Origin of the sequence: Pseudovibrio sp. Tun.PSC04-5.I4, from assembly GCF_900104145.1 — a bacterium.
Lineage (GTDB): Bacteria > Pseudomonadota > Alphaproteobacteria > Rhizobiales > Stappiaceae > Pseudovibrio.
Genome location: NZ_FNLB01000006.1, coordinates 3,186,396 through 3,202,328, shown reverse-complemented (window position 1 = coordinate 3,202,328; position 15,933 = coordinate 3,186,396). Strand labels below are relative to the sequence as shown.

Annotated in this window: 13 protein-coding genes and 1 pseudogene; 4 read left to right on the top strand and 10 right to left on the bottom strand. The window is 49.6% G+C overall.

Annotated elements, in window-relative coordinates:
* The 6 genes from BLS62_RS20180 to ccrA all read right to left on the bottom strand — a co-directional run bounded on the left by BLS62_RS20180 (position 1) and on the right by ccrA (position 7,541).
* Positions 1-1,644 carry an AMP-binding protein gene (locus BLS62_RS20180; RefSeq protein WP_093189290.1) on the bottom strand — a complete coding sequence of 548 codons (1,644 nt, stop codon included), beginning with the start codon at positions 1,642-1,644 and terminating at the stop codon, positions 1-3.
* Between the two features lie 105 nt (positions 1,645-1,749).
* On the bottom strand, positions 1,750-2,262 hold the full coding sequence (locus BLS62_RS20175) for a CAP domain-containing protein (RefSeq protein WP_093184771.1): 513 nt from the start codon (positions 2,260-2,262) through the stop codon (positions 1,750-1,752).
* 149 nt (positions 2,263-2,411) lie between these two features.
* On the bottom strand, positions 2,412-3,668 hold the full coding sequence (locus BLS62_RS20170; RefSeq protein WP_093184765.1) for a quaternary amine ABC transporter ATP-binding protein: 1,257 nt from the start codon (positions 3,666-3,668) through the stop codon (positions 2,412-2,414).
* A 9-nt stretch (positions 3,669-3,677) separates the two neighbouring features.
* A complete protein-coding gene (locus BLS62_RS20165; protein ID WP_093184759.1) occupies positions 3,678-4,547 on the bottom strand; it encodes an ABC transporter permease in 870 nt (289 codons plus the stop codon).
* 97 nt (positions 4,548-4,644) lie between these two features.
* Positions 4,645-5,670, bottom strand: coding sequence for an ABC transporter substrate-binding protein (locus BLS62_RS20160; protein WP_093184755.1), 1,026 nt, complete (start codon positions 5,668-5,670; stop codon positions 4,645-4,647).
* A 575-nt stretch (positions 5,671-6,245) separates the two neighbouring features.
* A complete protein-coding gene (ccrA, locus tag BLS62_RS20155) occupies positions 6,246-7,541 on the bottom strand; it encodes a crotonyl-CoA carboxylase/reductase (RefSeq protein ID WP_093184751.1) in 1,296 nt (431 codons plus the stop codon).
* A 298-nt stretch (positions 7,542-7,839) separates the two neighbouring features.
* On the opposite strand from ccrA, the gene BLS62_RS20150 reads away from it, so the two are divergent.
* Complete coding sequence (locus BLS62_RS20150; protein ID WP_093184746.1) at positions 7,840-9,837, top strand: protein meaA; 1,998 nt, start codon at positions 7,840-7,842, stop codon at positions 9,835-9,837.
* Positions 9,838-9,855: 18 nt separating this feature from the next.
* On the opposite strand, the gene BLS62_RS20145 is transcribed toward BLS62_RS20150, so the two are convergent.
* Positions 9,856-10,794 (bottom strand): LysR family transcriptional regulator, encoded by a 939-nt coding sequence (locus BLS62_RS20145; RefSeq protein WP_093184742.1) that lies wholly within the window; start codon positions 10,792-10,794, stop codon positions 9,856-9,858.
* A 107-nt stretch (positions 10,795-10,901) separates the two neighbouring features.
* Here BLS62_RS20145 and BLS62_RS20140 point away from each other — a divergent pair, with 107 nt between their 5' ends.
* On the top strand, positions 10,902-11,882 hold the full coding sequence (locus BLS62_RS20140) for an MBL fold metallo-hydrolase (RefSeq protein WP_093184734.1): 981 nt from the start codon (positions 10,902-10,904) through the stop codon (positions 11,880-11,882).
* Positions 11,883-11,921: 39 nt separating this feature from the next.
* Here the strand turns inward: BLS62_RS20140 and BLS62_RS20135 are convergent, their stop codons facing one another.
* Positions 11,922-12,455 (bottom strand): SH3 domain-containing protein, encoded by a 534-nt coding sequence (locus tag BLS62_RS20135; RefSeq protein WP_208990982.1) that lies wholly within the window; start codon positions 12,453-12,455, stop codon positions 11,922-11,924.
* 25 nt (positions 12,456-12,480) lie between these two features.
* Positions 12,481-12,891, bottom strand: coding sequence for a hypothetical protein (locus BLS62_RS30825; protein ID WP_143521584.1), 411 nt, complete (start codon positions 12,889-12,891; stop codon positions 12,481-12,483).
* 242 nt (positions 12,892-13,133) lie between these two features.
* Between BLS62_RS30825 and xth the strand changes: the two genes are divergently transcribed.
* Positions 13,134-13,937: an exodeoxyribonuclease III gene (gene xth / locus BLS62_RS20130; protein ID WP_200798547.1), complete on the top strand. Its 804-nt coding sequence runs from the start codon at positions 13,134-13,136 to the stop codon at positions 13,935-13,937.
* Between the two features lie 33 nt (positions 13,938-13,970).
* Here xth and BLS62_RS20125 read toward each other — a convergent pair.
* Positions 13,971-14,946, bottom strand: a pseudogene (locus BLS62_RS20125) (NADPH:quinone oxidoreductase family protein).
* Positions 14,947-15,120: 174 nt separating this feature from the next.
* Here BLS62_RS20125 and BLS62_RS20120 point away from each other — a divergent pair.
* On the top strand, positions 15,121-15,681 hold the full coding sequence (locus BLS62_RS20120) for an RNA methyltransferase (protein WP_093184726.1): 561 nt from the start codon (positions 15,121-15,123) through the stop codon (positions 15,679-15,681).
* Positions 15,682-15,933 lie beyond the last annotated feature (252 nt).

Genomic DNA, 15,933 nt, shown 5'->3' with positions numbered 1-15,933 from the left:
TCAACCTTCAACCAACGCGACTTCTTCCTGCGCTTTGCTACGCAAAATTCGTCGAATAACTTTCCCGCTGGTTGTTAGAGGCATCTCGGAGATAAACTCAATCTCCTTCGGATATTCGTGCGCAGACAAGCTCGTGCGCACATACTGGCGGATATCGTTCACCAGCTCCTCACTCGGCTCATACCCATCGTTCAAAACCACATAGGCCTTCACAATCTCGGTGCGAATAAGGTCTGGTTTGCCCACAACAGCAGCAAGGCCAACCGCCTCATGGGTAATCAGGCAATCCTCAATTTCAGTAGGGCCGATACGATATCCTGCGGAGGTGATCACATCATCATTGCGACCGCCGAAGTGAAAATAGCCGTCAGCATCAACAACACCCTGATCCCCCGTCAACATCCAGTCACCAAGGAACTTGCCCGTATCCGCATCTGGCCGTTCCCAATAACCAAGGAACATAACCGGCGTCCCACGGCGAACAGCAATCTCCCCCTGCTCTTCCCGCTCACAAATAGAACCATCGGGGCGGATCACCGCAACATCGTGCCCCGGCACAGGCTTACCAATGGCACCCGCTCTGGAAACGCCAATCCCCTTACCTGAGCCAAGCACCAGATTGCATTCTGTCTGGCCGTACATCTCATTGGGAACAACACCAAGCGCTTCAGAACACCACGCAAATGCCTCTCGTCCCAGTGCTTCCCCAGCAGAACAGATCGAGCGCAGCTTAAGCTTCTCCAAATATGGTCGATGATCAACACTGCGCATCATCTTTAAGGCTGTCGGCGGAATAAACGCGTTCCGCACCCCATGCCGCGCCATCAGCTCAAAAGCGCCTTCAGGGTCAAACTTATCAATGCGAGCCGTCACAACGGGAACACCGAACTTGAGCGACGGCAACAAAGCATTCAGCAAGCCCCCCGCCCACGCCCAATCAGCAGGCGTCCAGAATAAGTCCCCCGCTTGAGGCAAAAATTCATGCGCCATCTGAATCCCAGGCAAATGCCCAAGCAGAACACGGTGCCCCAACAAAGCCCCTTTGGGTTGTCCCGTGGTTCCAGAGGTGTAAATCATCAAGGCAGGATCATCAGGAGACGTGCGAACAGGCTCAAACTGATCTGAACCTTGTTGCAGCAGCTTTTGATAGCTGAGCGCATCTGCCCCTTCCCCATCCACACAAATGATGTGCTCCAGAAACGGCAGGTCGTCACGAATACAGCAAAGCTTTTCCAATCCAGCCTGATTGGTGATCACCACCTTTGCGCCGGCATTTGTCAAACGATATCGCAGCGCTTCTGGCCCGAACAAAGCTGCCAAAGGAACAGCAATCGCGCCCAGTTTATAAACGGCCAAGTGAGAAATTGCAGTCTCTGGAGCTTGAGGAAGCAGCAGAGCCACTCGATTTCGCACAGCAATTCCAAGAGCACGCAAGGCATTCGCCAAACGGTTTGACCCACTCTTCAGCTGACTATAACTCCATTCTTCCACCGTGCCGCTCGGAAGGACATGAAGCAACGCTGTGCGCTCAGGCTCAATCATCGCCCAATTATCGCAAGCGTCTAATGCAATATTGTAGGTCTCAGGGAGATTCCAGCGGAATGCTGTTCGCAATTCCTCATATGAATTCAGTGATGGCAGCACGCCCATTTCTCCTAAGCCTAACCTTTACGCTTAGGAGAGTGTACCGTTGCAATGCACAATGAAAAACTGGCCATTCGTCTGCATTTTACAACATTGGCTATGCGTTTATTTAGGCTCAGCCACCACAAGGCTCCAGAAAACCTTATATTTTGACTTCGGCGCATACGCAGTCGCAATCCCTATACGGGTCGCTTTCGGATCCAACATCACCACATTATGCTTTTTGGAATCGCGCCAGCCAGAAAAGGCTTCCGCCCATCTGCGATAGCCCGCGCTTACATTATTGACGGCATGAATGTCACCCTGCCCTGCATCTTTCGTCAACACGGACAACCTCAAGCCACCCTTTCGAGCTGCATTAACATCCTCAGCCTGTGCCATTCCGTCAGCCTGAAGCTGTGCAATACGCGTCAAGGCAGGATCAACCTGAACAGTTGACAGGCCCTTTTGCGCACGATAGCTGGAGATCATGGCAGCAGCCACACCAGCATTAACCTGCGCAGAGGAACTCTCTAAGTTCTGATAGTAGCTGGGAGTTTCAGGTGAGGAAACACACCCGAAAAGGGCAAATCCAAGAACAACAAGGGGCGTTGCTCGCACCCGGCTTGAAACACTCATGCGCAATCACTTTTCATCAAAGAAAGAATCAATGCATCTAACTTACGAAGAAAATGAGGAGAACCAAGTGCGAAGCGAAACTCACACACACAAGTGAACAAAGAAAAGGCCGGGCTAACCCGACCTTCCAAACTAAACATCGAAACCGCTTAAGAGGCTTCCTTCAAAAAAGGCCGTTCAACCTTTTCATCATCCTCAACAGTCTCCTTGGAACCCATGTCGAAGTTTTCCTCTGGAGGTGTCAGAACACTACCCATCTCTTCAGGGTTCAAGATCCCTTTAAAATGCCCGTCTTCATCTACCACAGCAACAGGATAGTCCGCCTCGAGTGTCGTTGGCAGAGCTGCTTCCAGTGTGCATTCCAGCTCTACAGCACTGCTGTCATCAGCGAATGCGTAAAGCGAAGGACTATCACCAGGTTTAGCAACTTCCTCAGCAAGAGATTCCTGCGAAACAACACCGCGGTACTCTTTATTCTCAACCACATAGCCAAAATCTTCATCATGGCGACGCATATCGGCCAGCGCTTTCTCCATATTGTCATGGGTAATACGCAAGGCAGGTGGTTGCATAACAGTATCAACGGTCAAAACACGTGCACGGTTCACATCGCGTACAAACGCCCGCACATAATCATCAGCTGGTTCAAGCAGGATCTCAGAAGGCGTACCCACCTGCGACAGCACACCATCCTTGAGGATCGCGATTTTGTCGCCAATGCGCAAAGCTTCATCCAAATCATGCGTAATGAACACGATCGTTTTGTGCAGCTTCTCTTGCAGCTCAACCAACTGATCCTGCATCTGAGACCGGATCAACGGGTCAAGCGCGGAGAAAGCTTCATCCATCAGCAGAATATCAGCATCTGTTGCAAGCGCGCGAGCAAGACCAACACGTTGCTGCATACCGCCGGAAAGCTGGCTAGGGTACTGGTTTTCAAAACCAGAAAGTCCCACAGTATCAATCCACTCACGAGCCGTCTTTTCACGGTCCGCTTTCACAATGCCCTGAACTTCAAGACCATATGCTACATTTTGTACAACAGTACGATGCGGCATCAGGCCAAAGCGCTGGAACACCATAGACATACGGTTACGGCGGAAGGTTTCCAGTTCCTTTTCGGAAAGGCCTATAACATCTTCGCCATCAACCAGAATTTGCCCATCAGTCGGGTCAATAAGCCGGTTAAAGTGGCGAATGAGCGTGGACTTACCAGAGCCGGAAAGCCCCATGATCACGAAGATCTCGCCCTTCTCGATAGAAAGCGAAACATCGTGTAGACCAAGAGTATGGTTGGTCTCAGCAAGCAGCTGATCTTTACCCATACCATTTTTGACTTTAGCCAGCTCTTTATGGGGCGCGCGACCAAAAATTTTGGTTATGTTTTTTACTTCGATCAGTGCCATATCAGCGCCTCACCCTGTTACCTTGCGATGCGCTTGCATCCGTTGTCCAGCTGACTGCGTGATACGGTCAAACACCACAGCAAGAGCAACAATCGCCAATCCGCCGAGCAAACCTTGTCCTGCATCATTGCGTTGCAATCCAAGCAAAACAGTTTCACCCACGCCGCGCGCACCAATCATGGACGCAATCACGACCATAGCCAAGGCCATCATCATAGTCTGGTTAAGGCCCTGCATGATGGAAGGGAGCGCAAGCGGAATCTGAACACTCTTCAGGATCTGCCAACGCGTCGCGCCAAATGCCCGGCTCGCTTCAACAACCTCTTCATCGACATACCGAATGCCAAGATCCGTCAGACGAATAAGAGGTGGTGCAGCGTAAATAACAGTCGCCAGGATTGCCGGAACCTTGCCCAACCCAAACAGCATCGCTGCAGGGATGAGGTAAACAAAGCTCGGAATGGTCTGCATCAAATCCAATACCGGATTGAGCAAAGCTCTAACCCGATTAGAACGCGCAGAAACAACCCCTAGCGGTACACCAATAACAACTGAGATCAACACAGCAACCAGCAAAATCGCCACGGTTTGCATCGATTTTTCCCAAAGACCCAATGCGCCGATAAACCACATTGCGCCCATCATCACCAAGCTAAGCCCCCAACGGCGGCTTGCAGCATAGGTAATCAGACCAATGCAGATCAGAATAACGATAGGGTCAGCGCCTCGGAGAACTCGTTCTAGCCGCACCAGTAAAAACAGTATTGAATTGGAAAAGGCTTCAAATCCATCGCCGTAGTTCACGACGAGAAAATCAACCAGCTCATTCGTAGATGTTCGGATAGGTTTCCCAAAGTCGGGAAACACGTCGAAAGCCATGTGATCCTCTTATTCTTCTTAGCAAGGATCACGGAAACCAGTCCCGTGATCACTTTCTTATTTTTAAATTCACAAAAACAGCTTGCTGCCTTCGATATTACAGAGCGGCTTTCACACGTTCAGCAACATCAGCAGGAACCCAGTTGGTCCAGATTTCTTCGTTTGTTTTCAAAAACTCAACAGCTGCATCATCTGTGGTTCCGTCAGTGTCCTGCATAAATGCAAGAGCATTGGAGACGTCCTTGGCGGTGGTCTCATAAGACTTCAGGAACTCAACAAACATCGGCGCTGCGTTGTAGAACTCTGTGCTGGCATAGACATATGCTGCAGAAAGCGGATATGCAACAGCTTCAGTCACCTTAGATGGATCATCTTCAGCCGCCATCTTGTCCCAGATTTCTTTGTTGTAAGCAGGCTCTTCCAGCTGAATCAGATCATCCGCAATTTTACCCATCACCCAAGTTGGGCCCCAGTAGTAAAATACAATCGGCTTCTTACGACGAATATTGGATTCAATCACAGCAGCAAGCGCAGAGCCAGTACCTGGACGGAAGTTCACGTACGTATCAAGCAGCCCGTAAGCATGAAGTTTTTTGGAATTGACAACTTCACAGCCCCAACCAGCGATACAGTTGTAGAAGCGGCCCTTCTCTGGCTCTTCCGGATCAGAAAACACGTCTTTGTACTTCGGTAAGTCAGAAACAGACTTCAAACCTTTCGCAGGTGCGTCATCACCTTCAACCAAATACTTTGGAATGAACCAGGCTTGCGTCGCATCTGGAAAGTTCACACCAAGGTCAACATACTGCTTCTTAGCCAAGCCTTCAGCAAGAGCTTCAGTAACGTTGTCTGGCCAGATTTCCATGGTCACATCAATATCACCACGTCCCATGCCGTTCATAAGCGGAATAGTGGAGCCTGGAATTACATCAGTCTCACAACCATAGCCTTTTTCAGCGATGAACTGAGCCACTGACGTATGAAATGCGTTGGAATCCCAGTCCAAGCCAGCGAACACGATAGGACGATCAACTTCACAAACAGGATCCGCAGCTTCTGCTGCGGAAACAGCAAAAGGTAGAGCAATAGCGCATGCAGCAAGAGCAAATTTAAAATTCAGCACGTAATGCCTCCAAACAACCAAAACAAATTTTGTTCGGTCAGAGAGAAAAGCCGCCAAAGACAGCTTATCGTTCTGGCCGAAATACTAAGTCAAAAACTCAGCAATGCAGGACACACCGTGATGAGCGCATCAACTGCTGCGGTTAAAAATAGTTATATTCGAGTTTCTGTCAACTTAGCTATCAGCTCAATATATTTCAGAGCAATAAATATGAAAAGATATACTTGAGAGATACATTGAGTATAAAGTTATAAATCTTCTACAACTCCATCTTCTCATCAATTTAAACATAAAATAAAAGAAAAAAAATTCAACTAAGCAAAACAACTATTTTAAGCTTTCTTTTACAGAAAAACCCCATAGAAATATGATGTAATTTTGTAGTAACCTCAAATAGAAAAACAATAGCCAATAACGGCCATAAAACTCAAATGATGCAAATGGAAAAGCAGAGAGATGATCTACGCTCAACTTTAAATAACGAAACGTCATGCTCTGTAGGAATAGATATGGAAAGCTTAAGATAATAAGGAAGTTGGTAGCACCAGAGCACCAACTTCCTTATGTTAGCCCGCTTATTTTTCCGCGGCTTCAATCACATCATCTAAAGACCGTAAGCCAGTCTTGGGAGAGCATACAAGAACGGCCATATTACCGGGTGCATGTTGGTTCTTCCACATTTTCACATGTGCCTGTGGGATCTGGTCCCATGAAAAGACCTCACTCATGCACGGATCAATCCGACGGTCGATCACAAACTTGTTCGCTTCACTCGCTTGCTTCAAATGCGCAAAGTGCGAACCCTGGATACGTTTCTGGCGCATCCAGACATAACGAGCATCCATAGTCAGGTTAAAGCCAGACGTACCTGCACAGAACACGACCATGCCACCACGCTTCGCCACCAACGTCGATACAGGGAACGTTGCTTCACCCGGATGCTCAAACACCATATCTACGTCGTTCCCCTTGCCAGTAACGTTCCAGATCGCTTTACCGAACTTTCGCGCTTCCTTGGTCCACTTGTCGTATTCAGGGGAGTTCACCTTCGGCAATTGCCCCCAGCAATCAAATTCCTTTCGATTGATGACAGCCTTCGCACCAAGCGACATCACGTATTCTCGTTTGCTTTCATCGGATATTACGCCAATCGCATTTGCTCCAGCTGCGGCAATCAATTGAACACCAAACACACCAAGACCACCAGAAGCGCCCCAGACAAGAACATTCTGACCCGGCTTAAGATCATGCGGCGCATGACCAAACAGCATACGATAAGCTGTTGCCAGTGTAAGCGTGTAACAAGCGCTCTCTTCCCATGTCAGGTGTTTAGGGCGTGGCATCAACTGCTGCGATTGCACACGGGCAAACTGAGCAAAAGATCCATCTGGCGTCTCATACCCCCAAATTCGCTGGGAACTTGAGAACATCGGATCGCCGCCATTACATTCTTCATCGTCGCCATCATCTTGATTACAGTGAACGACAACTTCATCGCCAACTTTCCAGCGTGTAACTTTGGAGCCAACAGCCCAAACGATACCCGCAGCATCAGACCCAGCAATGTGGAATGGGTGTTTGTGAACGTCGATAACAGAAATAGGCTCACCAAGAGCGGCCCAAACGCCGTTATAGTTCACGCCAGCAGCCATCACCAAAATAAGAACTTCATGACTGTCGAGTTTCCAAGTCGGCACAACCTCTTTGACCATAGCCGTGTCTGGAGAACCATGGCGATCTTGCCGAATAGCCCATGCGTACATATTTTTTGGAACATGACCGAGTGGCGGAATTTCTCCGATCTCGTAAAGGTCCTTCAACTCTGGCTCTCCCTCTGACCCAGCTTCGACAACCCGTGCTACAGAACTCATGGCATTCTCCTCCAAGCTTGCACTACGCCCTTCCCTCAGAGAGTAAAAGCATCTCTTCGATAAACGCTCTACACTCAGTATTTGCTGCAACGCAATATAATACAACCCGTCAATATCGACTATTTCTGAATTATCATTACAAGAAGTAAGTAAAATATATACAACTATTGCTTAACTTGCGAAGGATGTTACTTTTAATGTTGCATTGCAGCACCTAAATAAACCTATGCAAAGGTGTAGGAAGAAATATGATCCTATCTTTTATAAAATGCAGACGGGATCAGGGAGGCAATAGACTATGAGTACCGGCTCACCTAAAGGAGCAATTAAGGATCGTCCCTGGATGTTCCGGACCTATGCAGGTCACTCTAACGCAACTGACAGCAACCGGCTCTACCGTACGAACCTTGCAAAAGGTCAGACAGGCCTTTCCGTTGCCTTCGATCTACCCACCCAAACAGGCTACGATCCAGATCATCAGTTGTCTCGCGGCGAGGTCGGCAAAGTAGGCGTACCGGTTTCTCATTTGGGAGACATGCGCGCCTTGTTTGAGGAAATCCCGCTTGAGCGCATGAACACCTCCATGACGATCAATGCGACCGCTCCATGGTTGCTGGCTCTTTATATTGCCGCAGCAGACGAGCAAGGCGCAGACCGCACATTGCTTGCTGGAACCACCCAGAATGACTTAATCAAAGAATACCTCTCCCGAGGCACCTACGTTTTCCCGCCAGCACCATCTATGCGGCTAACAACAGACGTGATTGCGTGGACCTACACGAACATGCCCAAGTGGAATCCAATGAACGTGTGCTCCTATCATTTACAAGAGGCCGGGGCGACACCGGTGCAGGAACTCTCGTTCGCTCTGGCAACTGCGATTGCAATTTTGGACAACGTAAAGGCCTCCGGTGTTATTTCCGAAAGCGACTTCCCACGCCTCGTTGGCCGCATTTCTTTCTTTGTGAACGCTGGAATGCGTTTCATCACTGAGATGTGCAAAATGCGCGCGTTTACAGAACTTTGGGATGAAATTTGCCGCGAGCGATACGGCGTGGAAGAGGAACGGTTCCGGCGATTCCGCTATGGCGTTCAGGTCAACTCTTTAGGGTTGACTGAACAGCAGCCGGAAAATAACGTTTATCGGATTCTGACAGAGATGCTGGCAGTGGTTCTTTCCAAAAATGCCCGCGCCCGCGCTGTGCAGTTGCCAGCATGGAACGAAGCATTAGGCCTACCGCGCCCATTTGACCAGCAATGGTCCCTCCGTATGCAGCAAATCATGGCCTATGAAACTGACTTGTTGGAATATGCCGATATCTTCGATGGCTCCAAGGAAATTGAAGCCAAGGTCGAAAGCCTCAAAGCACAAGCACGAGAAGAACTTGCTCGCGTAGAAGAAATGGGCGGCGCAGTTGCTGCCGTTGAATCCAGCTACATGAAGCAAAAACTCGTGGAATCCAATTCCAAGCGCCTCTCTGCTATTGAAGATGGCGAGCAAATCGTTGTTGGCGTCAATAAATGGACGGAAACAGAACCATCCCCACTCGCATCTGATGAAGATGGCGGCATCCTCACAGTGCCCGAGCATGTGGAAGAAGAAGCAATCCAACGCATTCAGGCATGGCGCGCCCAGCGAGACGAAAACGCGGTCCAAGCCGCACTGCAAGAACTTCGCGCCGCCGCATCTTCAAACACCAACGTTATGGAAGCTTCCATCACTGCAGCAAAAGCAGGCGCAACCACAGGCGAATGGGGAACAGCCCTCAGAGAAGTTTTTGGCGAATATCGCGCGCCAACCGGTGTTGGCAAAGCTACTCAGGATGATAACGGCAATCTTTCTGAAGTTCAGGAAAGCGTCACCAAACTCTCGAATCGACTGGGTCGTCGCCTCAAGTTCCTCGTTGGCAAGCCAGGCCTAGACGGACATTCAAACGGTGCAGAGCAAATTGCAGTTCGTGCCCGTGATTGCGGTATGGAAGTCGTTTACGAGGGCATCCGCCTAACACCAGCGCAGATCGTCAACGCTGCACTGGAAGAAGGCGTACATGTCATAGGTCTTTCCATCCTATCCGGCTCTCATCTGGCGCTGGTGCACGATGTACTGGCGAAAATGAGAGAATGCGGCGTTGAGGATATACCATTAATCCTTGGAGGGATTATCCCGATTGAGGACGCCCAAGCACTCAAAAAAGCTGGAGTTGCTGCGGTCTACACCCCGAAAGATTTCCACCTAACCGATATCATGTCAGATATTGTCCGCATCGTTGATGAACGTGCAGACGAGTTAATCTAACCAGTATAGAGTCAATCATCAGGCTTGTTGCGCAGCAGCCAATGTGCGTTGCCCAGCAAGCCGAATACCTTTCACGGCACGCATTCGCTCGATCAAAGCTTCAATAAATACTTCGGTGCGCCGGCTCAATGTGTCCCGAGATGGATAGACCAGATAGGCTGGTTTTTCCTCGCACAGGCAATCTGTCAACAGCTGCACAAACTCGCCAGTGTCTAGAAACTTCTGCGCCATAAAGACCGGCATTCGGGTATATCCAACTCCGTTGAGAAGAGCTTGCACCATCACTTGTGGGTGCCCAGCAATAAAACCCACCTGCACAGGAACACTATGAACCTTCCCATCCCGGCGAAGCTCAAGGGAGTCAACACGATTACCATCTTGGTACTGGATGTAGTTGAGAGGTGTCAGGTCAAATGGGTCTTCAGGGATTTGCACCTTCGCGAGGTATTCAGGGCTGGCCACCAAACAAGTATCAATCGTCGCTATGCGTCGCGAAATGCCGGAGGTAAAACCAATATCTCCTGTTCGAATGGCCAGATCCACACCATCTCGAATAACATCAACAAGGCCGTCTTCCATCCGCAGAGAAATCGCCAAATCCGGGTAAGTTTTGCGCAACTCAAACATCAACGGCGTAACAACCTCCGCCCCCAATGGCTGAGAGACGGACAAAACAAGAGCGCCATGCTCCGCACCAGAAAGCTCCTCAATCTCAGAATACATTTTGGTTGTTTGCAAAAGCAGCAAGCGAGCATGCTCATAAATCAACTTGCCTGCAGGTGTTGGCTGAGTGCCTTTATTTGTCCGAAACACAAGCTCTTGCTCAAAATGCGCCTCCAACATCGTCAACTGCTGACTCATTGCTGGCTGACTAATTTTGCGAAGACGAGCGCCTCCACTCAAGGAGCCGCTATCAACAACGCGCACAAAACTATCCAGCAAATTCAACAAGTCCATCTCAACCCCATAAGCACTGCTTATGTCCAAGATAAGGGTCAGGCCTCTGCACTTCCAGTGCAAGACCAACAATATTGCACTCATCACCCAATATTAAGGACCCCAAGATGCCAATTACTCGTCGTTCATTTTTTTCCAGAACCGCCGCAATTGCAGGTGCAGCAGCAATAACACCGGTTCTTTCTTCCTCCGTTTATTCGGCGGCCCCAAAACTTGGTAGCCAAGTGCCCGGCATCTACCGTTTCAACGTCGGAGACATAGAAGTCTCAGCTATTCTGGATGGCTATCTCGCGCTAGACCCTGCACTGGTCACCGGATTTGACCAACAAACGGCAGCAGATACTCTTGAGCATAATTTCCGGGACCCAAATACGGAGAAAATGACCATATCCGTCAATGGGTTTATTGCAAACACAGGCGACAAACTGATTGTAATAGATACCGGAACTGATGACCTTCTTGGCCCCACAGCTGGGCGCTTCCATCAAAACTTGAAGCGTGCAGGCTACAACGCTGCCGATGTAGATACCGTCATATTAACTCATCTACACGTAGACCACATTGGCGGATTGGCAACAAAATCAGGCGAAAAGCTTTTCCCGAATGCCGAATTTATCACTCATAAACTGGACTACGATTTTTGGCATGATGATGGCTATAGGTCTCAATCTCCAAAATCTCTTCAGGGTTTCTTCGATCTCGCGCGGACATACAGTGCCCCATACAAAAACCGAACAACACTGGTAGAAAAGGACGGTGAATTCCTGAAAGGTTTTGATGCTGTGCATTTGCCCGGTCACACACCCGGCCATATGGGAATACGCATTCATTCCAACAATGAGGAGGTCCTCATCTGGGGAGATACAGTCAACTCTTCTGCCTTACAGTTTGGAAATCCTGATTGGACAATTGCCTTCGATACAGATCAGGAAATGGCACGGCAAACACGCCGGAAGATAATGGATCGCGTTTCATCAGATCGCACACCCGTCCTCGGCATCCATCATGCTTTCCCGGGTCTCGGTCATGTTCGCCGGATCGGAGATGCCTACGCTTATCACCAGAGCCCATGGCAGCACAAAATCTAACTCAATCCGGGCTCGCGGAGATCATCCGCGAGCTTTCTCTCACCGTGCAGGAGACAGTGGCGTTGCCGGAATAGACCGCGGTGCGGCTGGCCGCGAAGGCCTCAGCGGTATTGCGGGTATTTCAATTGGATCAGCAGGCCGCAACGGATAAGCCGGAATTCTCCGTGGAGGGTAAGGCCGTCGGGGCTGAGGTCTCCAGCGCGGGTATCGTGGATAAACCTGATGACGACGATACACGAAGGGCAGACCGATATACGGCGCAACATAAGGAAGCGCGCGCGAGTAATACGGCCCCTCAGCACCATATCGAATGTATTTCGCAGAAATCCACCCTGGAGAACCCCGAAAAGTCAGATCGCACCATGCTCCATTCTTAGTGCAATAACTGATGAAGACAACACCGCCCGCAGGGACTGTCGTGATCACAGGGTATCTTATTCCCGGACCAGTCCGCATATTCACGCCGGTCGTCGTATACCCAGCATGCCCCCTCTGCGCAAAAGCATCATTCGCGTACATAAGCATCATTAGAAAAACGAGGCCAACAAGTGCCCACATCAAGCGCGTCATCATTATTCTCCTGGCGCTGTACAAACGATCACCGTCCATAGGAAGGTCCTGACGCTGGTCCGGCAGGTCCCGGCAAACCAACAATTGGAGGAGCAGAACGAAGAGGACCAGAAGGCCCTGGCAACGGCGGAGGCAATGACCCCGGCCGTGCAGATCCCGGCGGATAAGCACCAGGAGGCGGGTTGAAGGTCGGGTGATCAGCATCCCGAGTTGTAGGTAAATAAGGCTGTGCCTGTCCTGGCCTCAAGCTATCCCCCGGTTCAACAGGTCGGTCTAATGGCTTGATTGGCGGAATAATATCGCCACGTTCATTAAACTGTATATGACGAAATCCGGGATAATCGACTGAACCAGAACGTGTCGAGAGACTGTTGCTGCTTGCACTTTGAGCCAACACGCCAGCTACAACACAACACCCAATCATCAAAGTGCGTTTCATGCGTCACTCTTCCTAACCGTAATGCCAGCCAACAATTGCACCCAGCATATTTAGGAAAAGAGTGCCACCATCGCGCTAACAAGCAACCAGCACGAAACATTGGGTTTTAGTCGCAATTTAGCACTCATCTTCAAGAATATAACGTGAACAAAACCGAGGAACTCTCGGATTATTGCTGGTCAGAAGCTCCCCTAACCCTTAGGTTCGAGGGGTGATTCCCATAATCAGGTACAGATCCGCAAATGACGAACCGCCTCAAAATTGTTACGTGGAACATTAACTCAGTCCGCCTCCGCCTTCCTATTGTAGAGAAAATGTTACTCGACCACGCACCAGACGTTCTGTGCCTGCAGGAAACCAAATGTCCAGATGGCAGCTTTCCAACTGCTGCGATTAACAAGCTGGGTTATCGTCACGTCGAAGTGCACGGTCAGAAAGGCTACCACGGCGTAGCGTTTCTCTCACGCCTGCCACTCGAAAATGTGGAACGTAAAGAGTTCTGTGAGATGGGCGATACGCGTCACATCGCAGCGGATGTTGCATTCAATGGTGGCAAAGTCCGCATCCATAACTTCTATGTGCCCGCTGGTGGCGACATTCCCGACCCTGAACAGAACGACAAGTTCGCTCATAAACTTCAGTTTCTGGATGAAATGGAAAGCTACTTTAAAAGCTTTGATGGCCAATCAGTCGTTGTTGGCGATCTAAACATCGCCCCTTATGAAAATGACGTCTGGTCCCACAAACAGCTCATGAAAGTTGTTTCCCACACGCCGTTAGAATGCCAACGTCTCGAAGATGTTCGAGAAGCAGGCAACTACGTTGATACCATGCGCAAGCACATGCCATTAGATCAGAAGATCTACACATGGTGGAGCTACCGCGCAAAAGACTGGTCAACCTCTAACAAAGGTCGTCGACTGGATCACGTATGGATGACACCAGAAACGGCTGCTCACACAAAAGACGTTCAGATTATAAGAGACGCGCGCGGCTGGGAAAGACCATCTGACCACGCACCAGTCCTTGCAATTCTGGAAGCCTAATTTCGATAGTGGGAGAGCAATCTCCCACGTCCTTTATGGTATCAACAAAACCTTGCCCTTAGCTCTGCGACTGGAAATATCCTCCAATCCTTTGGCTATGTCTTCCAAACTGTATTTTGCGTAAATGTGCGGCCTCAATTTGCCTTCCGCGACCCATGCAAACAGTTGCGCGCAGTCGTTGCGATGCTCTTCCGGCTCCCGAACAACAGCCTCACTCCAAAACACTCCGAGAATATCGCAGCCTTTAAGAAGTGCTAGGTTCGCCGGAATTTGTTGAATTGTACCCGACCGCAAAACCAACCACGAGATAGCGTCCACGCCATCCCATAGCTCTCAATGCATCATCGGCATGATCACCCCCAATGGTGTCATAGGTAACATCAAGCCCCTTACCGCCGGTGAGATCCTTTAGGCGTTGCTTCAACCCACCTATAGAATAGTTCACCAACTCATCAGCACCACAGGCTTTGGCATGTAAGAGCTTATCCTGTGATGAAGCGCAGGCAATGACCCTCGCCCCCATCAGCTTCGCAACCTCAACAGCCGCCTGCCCTGCCCCACCGGACGCACCAAGAACGGCAACAGTCTCGCTTTTTTGCAAATTGGCACGCCCACGCAATCCATGAATTGCAGTGCCATAAGTGATCAAAACACCAGCTGCATGTTCTAGGGAAACTTCATCAGGCACAGCGACCAGCTCATGTTCAGGAGCAACATACAGCTCCTTAGCAGCGCCCCACTTCGTATAAGAAGCAACCCGATCACCAACCTTAAACGATGTAACGCCCTCACCAACACCTTCAACCACACCAGCCATCTCACCAGCAGGCGAAAACGGTAATTCCGGTTTAAACTGGTATTTGCCTTGAATGAGGAGCGTATCAAAATAATTCAAGGCCGCCGCTTCAACGCGAACGAGAACTTTCCCCGGCCCCGCAGAAGGATCTTCCAATTCTCGAATAACCAGATCACTTGGCGACCCAAGTTTTTCGCAGACAACGGCTTTCATGAGCTATGGCTCCCTTTTCCTCTTCGAAACCTAGCACACCCCAAAAACAAACCTCAAAACCGTCATTGGTGTCAGTTTAACAACGTTAAGACGGAGCCCTACGCCTCTGGGCTTGCAGAAAACCCATTGTTGAGAGTATGTAGCCTCAAACATCAACAATGAGAATTCCAAGGCATGCGCGGTTTTTTTGCTATCGGCTCTGAGGGGCTATCCAAATCCATGAATGTTGGCACACTAATGCGGACAGGTCACGCATTTGGAGCGAGCTACTTCTTCACCGTAGACGCACAGATCAAAGGCCTTGGTAAGGCCATGAAGGCGGACACCTCCAAAAGCCCGGATCACCTGCCGTATTTCGCTTGGAATTCGATCAGCGACATGCAATTTCCGCGCGGCTGTAAACTAGTTGGTGTTGAGCTGACCGATGACGCTATAGACTTGCCAAGCTTCGGCCACCCCCTTCAGGCTGCTTATGTGCTGGGCCCGGAACGCGGCTCCCTTTCACAGGAAATGCAAAGCCGTTGTGACTTCATAGTGAAGATCCCAACTAAATTCTGTTTGAATGTAGGTGTCGCAGCAGCATTGGTTTTGTACGATCGATACAGAGCACACGGTAAATATGCAGAACGCTCCATCACAGCGGGCGCTCCTAAAGACCCACTATTGGAACATGTTCATGGTGCACCAATTTTCAGAACCGGGCGAAAAGTCCCTGGCTTTGAAAGCAAATCCTGAGTGATTCGTAATAAGGGCGCGCCATCTCAATAACTAAGGCCAAAGGTGGCATCCTTTATTTCTCCTCATAGAAACCACCCTAGCTAAATTTTTAGTTTTATTCGCTCTTTCGTAAATATTTTTCCGCCCATAAAAAAATGCGCTAAGAGCGAATAAAAAATAAGATATTCTCTCAATCTGTGCACACTATGTGGAAAGATGCCCATATATTTTACTGGGTGAATTGTCGGTATTTAGTTTGAGAAAACACCC

Coding starts and splice junctions, on each gene's coding strand:
- BLS62_RS20120 (WP_093184726.1), top strand. CDS start 15,121: ATGCGCGGTTTTTTTGCTATCGGCTCTGAGGGGCTATCCAAATCCATG.
- BLS62_RS20170 (WP_093184765.1), bottom strand. CDS start 3,668: ATGGCACTGATCGAAGTAAAAAACATAACCAAAATTTTTGGTCGCGCG.
- BLS62_RS20145 (WP_093184742.1), bottom strand. CDS start 10,794: ATGGACTTGTTGAATTTGCTGGATAGTTTTGTGCGCGTTGTTGATAGC.
- BLS62_RS20175 (WP_093184771.1), bottom strand. CDS start 2,262: ATGAGTGTTTCAAGCCGGGTGCGAGCAACGCCCCTTGTTGTTCTTGGA.
- BLS62_RS20165 (WP_093184759.1), bottom strand. CDS start 4,547: ATGGCTTTCGACGTGTTTCCCGACTTTGGGAAACCTATCCGAACATCT.
- xth (WP_200798547.1), top strand. CDS start 13,134: ATGACGAACCGCCTCAAAATTGTTACGTGGAACATTAACTCAGTCCGC.
- BLS62_RS20135 (WP_208990982.1), bottom strand. CDS start 12,455: ATGATGACGCGCTTGATGTGGGCACTTGTTGGCCTCGTTTTTCTAATG.
- BLS62_RS30825 (WP_143521584.1), bottom strand. CDS start 12,891: ATGAAACGCACTTTGATGATTGGGTGTTGTGTTGTAGCTGGCGTGTTG.
- ccrA (WP_093184751.1), bottom strand. CDS start 7,541: ATGAGTTCTGTAGCACGGGTTGTCGAAGCTGGGTCAGAGGGAGAGCCA.
- BLS62_RS20150 (WP_093184746.1), top strand. CDS start 7,840: ATGAGTACCGGCTCACCTAAAGGAGCAATTAAGGATCGTCCCTGGATG.
- BLS62_RS20140 (WP_093184734.1), top strand. CDS start 10,902: ATGCCAATTACTCGTCGTTCATTTTTTTCCAGAACCGCCGCAATTGCA.